This is a genomic window from Actinomadura sp. NPDC023710, assembly GCF_040639875.1.
GTDB lineage: Bacteria > Actinomycetota > Actinomycetes > Streptosporangiales > Streptosporangiaceae > Spirillospora > Spirillospora citrea.
This window is the reverse complement of the sequence record NZ_JBFAGB010000039.1, coordinates 87,144-93,219: the sequence shown is the minus strand read 5'-3', so window position 1 is coordinate 93,219 and position 6,076 is coordinate 87,144. Positions and strand designations below refer to the sequence as shown.

5 protein-coding genes and 1 pseudogene are annotated in these 6,076 nt (G+C 69.0%); 3 read left to right on the top strand and 3 right to left on the bottom strand.

Annotation, left to right across the window (positions count from 1 at the left end; genetic code table 11):
- Positions 1-870 precede the first annotated feature (870 nt).
- From AB0H37_RS35090 to AB0H37_RS35080, 3 genes are all read right to left on the bottom strand, one after another.
- Positions 871-1,260, bottom strand: coding sequence for a hypothetical protein (locus AB0H37_RS35090; RefSeq protein ID WP_360617018.1), 390 nt, complete (start codon positions 1,258-1,260; stop codon positions 871-873).
- A 358-nt stretch (positions 1,261-1,618) separates the two neighbouring features.
- Complete coding sequence (locus tag AB0H37_RS35085) at positions 1,619-1,897, bottom strand: hypothetical protein (RefSeq protein WP_360617017.1); 279 nt, start codon at positions 1,895-1,897, stop codon at positions 1,619-1,621.
- Positions 1,898-2,367: 470 nt separating this feature from the next.
- The gene (locus AB0H37_RS35080; RefSeq protein WP_360617016.1) at positions 2,368-3,654 is read right to left on the bottom strand and encodes a tannase/feruloyl esterase family alpha/beta hydrolase; all 1,287 of its coding nucleotides are present in this window, start codon (positions 3,652-3,654) and stop codon (positions 2,368-2,370) included.
- Between the two features lie 163 nt (positions 3,655-3,817).
- Between AB0H37_RS35080 and AB0H37_RS35075 the strand changes: the two genes are divergently transcribed.
- From AB0H37_RS35075 to AB0H37_RS35065, 3 genes and pseudogenes are all read left to right on the top strand, one after another.
- Positions 3,818-4,906 carry a sensor histidine kinase gene (locus AB0H37_RS35075; protein WP_360617015.1) on the top strand — a complete coding sequence of 363 codons (1,089 nt, stop codon included), beginning with the start codon at positions 3,818-3,820 and terminating at the stop codon, positions 4,904-4,906.
- Entirely contained in the window at positions 4,903-5,514 is a 612-nt protein-coding gene (locus AB0H37_RS35070) for a response regulator transcription factor (protein ID WP_360617014.1), read from the top strand. The genes AB0H37_RS35075 and AB0H37_RS35070 overlap by 4 nt, the downstream gene beginning before the upstream one ends.
- A gap of 164 nt (positions 5,515-5,678) precedes the next feature.
- Positions 5,679-6,027 (top strand): annotated as a pseudogene (locus tag AB0H37_RS35065) (transposase); the annotation flags it as partial.
- Between the last annotated feature and the right edge of the window lie 49 nt (positions 6,028-6,076).

Below are 6,076 nucleotides of genomic sequence, written 5' to 3'. Positions count from 1 at the left end.
AGGCCGGCGGACTGGCGGAAGGCCCCGGCCCGCGCTGCCGAAACGCCGCCGAGCCCGAAGGCCGTGGTTCAGCGGCTGCCACCGGCGGTGGACCACCGGAGCCCCGGCGACGCGCAGGGCGGCGGCGTATGCATCCGCCCTCGTCGCGCAGCACGTCGAACCCCACAGTGGATCTCTGCGCGCCCCGATCCCGCGGGCGCCGTTCCTGCGGTGCTTCCGAACCCCGGACGGCTTCGACGTCGGTGTTCTTGTCCGTGAGCGTGACCAGAGTCCAAGCCCGGGACGCCAGCCACCTGCGGAACGAATCGACCACCTGGGTTTCCTTCGCGCCGTGGCCGTGGAGGCGGAGGCACCGAAAGCGCCGTTGAGGTATTGCTCGGCCGTCCGTGGCAAGTGGTGGGCCGCCCGGACAGCCCGCGCGGCCCTCGCCAGACGGGACGGTCGGAGCGATCAGAGATCGCGGGTGGGCTGAAGGCCGCACCGGGGTGGAACGGGGATGTCGTCGTCCAAGGCGATCGAGACGCTGTACGCAGAGTCGGCGCCGTGGGGCTCGTGGAAGATCGTGGCCTTGCCCTCCAGCCGATCAACAGCTAAACAGTGGGATGTCAACCATGGCGCATCCCCGGCCATTGGCGCTGACTCAACTCAGCGCGTGGGTCTCGCCGACCGTCCGGGCCCTGCCCGCCGGTGATCAGCGCATCCACCCGTACGCCACCCGCCCGGCTCGCACGCTCGCGCGGGGGCGTCCGCCAGGCTCTCGGTGCCCCCGGCGACGCGGCCCGTGACCGTGGTCCGGGTTCCGAGCGCGAGCCCAGGGTGATCTCGACCCGCTACTTTTGCCCCACCGCTTGACACCAGGGCCGGCATCGCTCAGATCATGGTGAGGACTTGGCCGGGTCGGACGTAGTAGACCCGGGGGTTGTGGTTATGGGGGCCGTAGCCGGTGGTTCCGGCGAGAAGAAGGTAGGTCCCGGTGGGGATGCCGGGCCAGTCGTGAAACCACGCGTCCTGCCGGTTCCCGGTGGCGTCCCAGACGATGATCGCTTTGGCGCCGGTACTGGCACGCTGGTAGACGCGCTCGACATAGGCGAGGTGGCCGTCTCGCCCATCCCGGAGGCGAACTTCCTGCACGGCCTGCTGCCGAAGGGCTCGGCGCTCGGCCTGCCGCGCCGAGTGCCTGCGCAGTGCCGTCCCGCCAAGCCAGAGCAGTGAGCCGATGACCGCGACCAGCAGGGCGAAGGCGATGAGTGAAGCTACCAAGGCGCACGCCTCCCAGCCGGGTCAGTCCGGGTCCTGCGTCGAAAACGTTTCATCCAGCCCACGGCAGATCAGTCAAACGGTTCCCGCCCCCACCTGCAGCCAAATCTCCATTTCCGTCCCAACCCGGACACGGGAGCCGACGAGCCGAGGTAACGGACCTTCTTCACGTTCTCGGCGCGAGTCTCTCGATGGTCTGGTCGATACCACCCGCATTACCTATCCAGGCCCGCGCGGCCGACTTGCGCAGCGCTCTCGGTTGCGCTCCACTCCCGCTGTTCGGCGTCGCCGAGCTGGTCGCGGCTCTCTCCGAGGCTGCCTTGGCAGCATCGGCGCGGCCGGTGGCGGCCGCGTGCCGCTTCTACTCCTCGGCAAGCAGCGCGCGTGCAACCTGCAGCGCGTCCGGCAGCCGCGTGGTCTCCTCGTGCACCGCCGTCTGCGCGCCCTCCCGCTCGGCGTCGGCAGCCTGCACCTGTGCGACCTCGCGCAGGTGCCGCCCGCGGCGGACGGCCTCCTCAGTGTCGATCACCTCGATCAATTGGTCGATGGTAGCGAGGGGCGTTGGTGTCGCCGACGAAAAAGGGGCGATGACGAGGTGGAGCTCGTCGGCCAGTCCGGCGGTGAGGAACTGAATATGCACGGTACCGCCACCTTCGGCTATCAGCCGCTGGACACCCGTTGGACTAGATCGGAGAGATGGCGGTCAGGTCGGCTGGGTTCCCGGCGCCCACCACGCTGGCGACGCCAGCGAGGCGTTCCCGGCCGACGTTGACCGCGCCGCTGGAGCAGTACACGATCTTCTAAGCGTCACCGGCAGCGAAGAACCCTACGTTCAGACCGCCCTAGTCCTACGCCGACCACGTCATCACGCCGATTTCTGCGTATCTCGTCACCACGCCCCCGGTCAGGCAGGACGAAATCGGCAGCTGGACGTCAGGAGGGACGCCGTGCAGACGCTGCGGGTGGTTCTGGTGGGCCAAGGCGCCCCGCCCTCCGCGCCGACGAGTCGAGTAACGGGAGTGATTTGGACCGTTCAGGACCGGATTGCGCGCGATAAGTCGGCTGGGCCTCCGTCCGGCTGTGGGAGGACGGGGCGGAGGCCCAGGTTGGTCACTTCGGCTGGGTGCCGTTTTGTGTCCAGGACGCGAGCCGGTCGAAGGCGGTCAGGAAGTCTGGTTCCATTGGCCGCACGAGCGCGGGAAACGCGGCGTTCAGACCATCGGTGTGGGTGCCGCCGGGCACGCGGTAGTAGCGGTGGAGGTCTCCGCGTCCGGCCTTCCGGACCATTTCGGCGTACACATCGCCGGTCTTGCTGATCGGCGTCAGCACGTCGAGCGTGCCCTGGACACTGATGAGAGGACGCTGAATCCGCCCTGTCAGCGAGACACGCCGCATGGCCGCGTGCACTTCGCGCGGGCGGGAGCCGTAGTCGTAGTCGGTGTCGCATCCCGCGCCCGTGCCCTCAGCACAGAACGCTGTCCCCGCCTCTTTCGCACCGTCGTAGGACGGGTCTAGTTCCTCGCGCAGAATGCGCTGCAGGAAATCCCAGAGGTTCTTGTAGTGATAACCCCAGAGCGGCTCCGAGCCCGCCGGATATCCGGCGGCGAGCATCTCCTCGTGCGCTCCGGGCTCGCCCGCCGCGTACCGACGATAAGCGCGCAGGGCCGGCGGCAGCGTCGTCAGCAGGCTCGGCCCTTCGGGGGTAAACAGCACCGCGTTCCAATCGACGCCGCCCGTGTAGAGCCATGGGAATCGTTCGAGCTGGCCACGAACGAGATACCCCCCCGCGGACAGCCCCGCGGCGTAGGTGTAGCGCGGTACATGACCGTACTTCTGCGCCGCTACGCGTTTGGCTGCCAACGTCAGCTGAGCCATCCGCAGATGCCATTCCTGAATGGCGTCACCCGGTCGGCGCCCGTCCTTGTAGATGGACGGCCCGGTGTTGCCCTTGTCCGTCGCCGCGAACGCATATCCCCTGGCCAGGACATGGTCGCCGATAATGCGGTCGTTCGCGTACTGCTCCCGGACGCCGGGCGGACCACTGACGACGAGGCCGCCGTTCCAGCGGTGCGGCAAGCGGATGACGAACTGCGAATCGTGGTTCCACCCGTGGGTTGGATTAGTCTTGGAGGAGTCCGGGAAATAACCGTCGATCTGGATTCCGGGAACGCCCGACGGATTGACCGTCCCGGGAGCCTCCAAGCCCTCCCAGTCGGCCGGATCGGTGTACCCGCCCGGAACCGTCCCCGCCGTCGTGAGGTCCGGTAGGCACACCGCGGTGGAACGCACGGCACCCGGAACCCGAAGCCCTCGGTCACCGCATTCCGAATCCGCCGCGGCGGCCGGCGCCGCCAGGGAGGCCAGCAGGACCGGGACGAGCATCATGGCACGCAACATCTCGAACACCTTCCGTGAGAGACATCACGCACCGTAATGAACGTCGCCATTCGCGGATAAGTGCGAAACGGCCGGGCCCGTCTAGGCCGAACGGCACATGACTTCTGGCCGGACTCCGTTCCGCCCGGCGGCTCGGCGCCCACGCCCCATGTAGTCTCCCCTCATGCCCTCGACGCGCCCGGTGCCCTGGGTGTCGCCCCTCCTCTGCCTGGCAGTACTGGCCGGAGGCGTGTACTACGCGCTCGTGGACGCCGGCCCCTCTGCCCGACAGGCCGGTTTCTCCGCGCTTCTGCTCCTGCTGATCGGACTCGACGTCCTCGAACGGCACATTCCAGCGGCCGTTCTCCTCATCACTCGAACGGCGCTCTATATCGCGGTCAACGCGCTCGACGGCTCCGGGGTCTCGCGGGTCCTGTTCGTGCTCATCCCGTTCAGCGCGTACTTCACCTTCGGACGGCGGATCGCGATCATCCTCGGCGCCTCCTGCGCCGCCGCGCTGCCGGTGGTGTTCACCCTCCGGGTTCCGGGCTGGCAGACCCGCGCGGAGTACGTCTCCGACCTGGTGATGTTCGCCCTCGGCATCGTCCTCGCGATCACGATGGCGGCCGTCGCGGTCCGCGAACGGCAGGCCCGCGTCCGGCTCGAACAGGTCATGCAGGAGGTCGAGGCCCTGTCCGCCGCCCAGGAACGCAACCGGCTCGCCCGCGAGATCCACGACAGCCTCGGCCACCACCTCACCGCGATCGCCGTCCAGCTGGAGAAGGCCACCGCGTTCGCCGAACTCGACCCGCCCGGCGCCCGGGACGCCGTCGCCAACGCCCGCTGGTCGGCCGACCAGGCGCTCACCGAGGTCCGTCACTCGGTGCGCACGCTGGGCCGGCGGCCCTTCTGCCTCACTGACGCCCTCACCGAACTGATCGACCACCTCAACGGCGACCGCCTCACCATCACCCTCGACGTGACCGGCGAGGAAACCGGACGCCCGCCGACCTCCCTCACCGCGCTCTACCGTGCCGCGCAGGAGGCCCTGACCAACACCTTCCGCCACTCCGGCGCCGCCAACGTCCGCCTCTCCCTCGCCTACGACGACTCCGGGGCGAGCCTCACCGTCGCCGACGACGGCCAGGGTTTCGACCTGCGCGAAGGATTCGGACTACGCGGCATGCGCGAACGTGTCGCACAACTCGGCGGCTACCTCGACCTGGCGAGCACCCCCGCCGGCACCACGATCTCGATCAGGGTGTCCTGGTGAACCCCGTGCGTGTCCTCGTCGTCGACGACCAGGAACTGGTCCGCGAGGGAATCGCCTCCCTTCTCGGCATCCAGCCCGGCATCGAGGTGATCGGCACCGCGGCCGACGGCGCCGCCGCAGTCGACCTGGCCGCGTCCGCCGACGTCGTCCTGATGGACGTCCGCATGCCCGGCATGGACGGCGTCACGGCCACCACCGCGGTTCTCGGCCGCACCCCATCCTGCAAGGTCGTGATGCTGACCACGTTCGACGACGAGGAGTACATCGTCCAGGCCATGCGCGCCGGAGCGGCCGGCTACCTGCTCAAGAACCTGCCGGCCGCCGAGCTCGCCGCCGCCGTCCGCCTCGCCTGCTCCGGCGTCGCCCAGTTCGACGCGACGATCGCCCGCCGCCTCGCCGCCGCCCTCCCCGACCCCGGCCTGCTCACCCCCCGCGAGACCGACGTCCTGCGCCTCGTCGCCGCCGGCGCCACCAACAAGGAGATCGCCGCGCGCCTCTACCTGAGCGAGGGCACGATCAAGAACCACATCTCCCGCATCCTCCAGCGCCTGGGCCTGCGCGACCGCACCCAGGCCGCCCTCTACGCCCGCGACAACGACCTCCTCTAACCTGACGTCGCGGAAGTAACAGCGCGGCTGGAAGGTGACTGTTGTGCCATGCCCCGTGCCGCCTCGGCGTCGTCCCGCCCGTCACGAGTGCTGGGGTGTCGTTTGTCTCCGTAGGGGCGCAGCGGTTCGGGAGCGTCGGATTCACGCTCGGCTGTCTGGACTGCATCGGACCCGTGACCGCCGCCATCTGCCTGACCGCCTGGTCGCATCACGGCCGGGTGTGTTCCGAGGCTGCGTTCGCCGCCCTGGCCGGGGGTGAACCCCATCCCCGCGTCCTCCGGAAACACCGTCTGCCACCGCCTCAACCGCGGCGGTGACAGGCGCCTGAACCGAGCCCCGCACATCGCCGTCCTCAGCCGCATGACCCACGACCCGCAAACCCGCGCCTACGTCGAGCAACGCCGGGCCAAAGGCCGCACCACCAAGGAGATCCGCCGCTGCCTGAAGCACTACCTAGCCCACCAGATCTACCGGCTCCTCAACGCCACCGACACAGCCACCACCCCAGCTTGACGAACATAGAAGGATCCCTAGGCTCTCTGATCAGCGGGGTGTTCGCGTC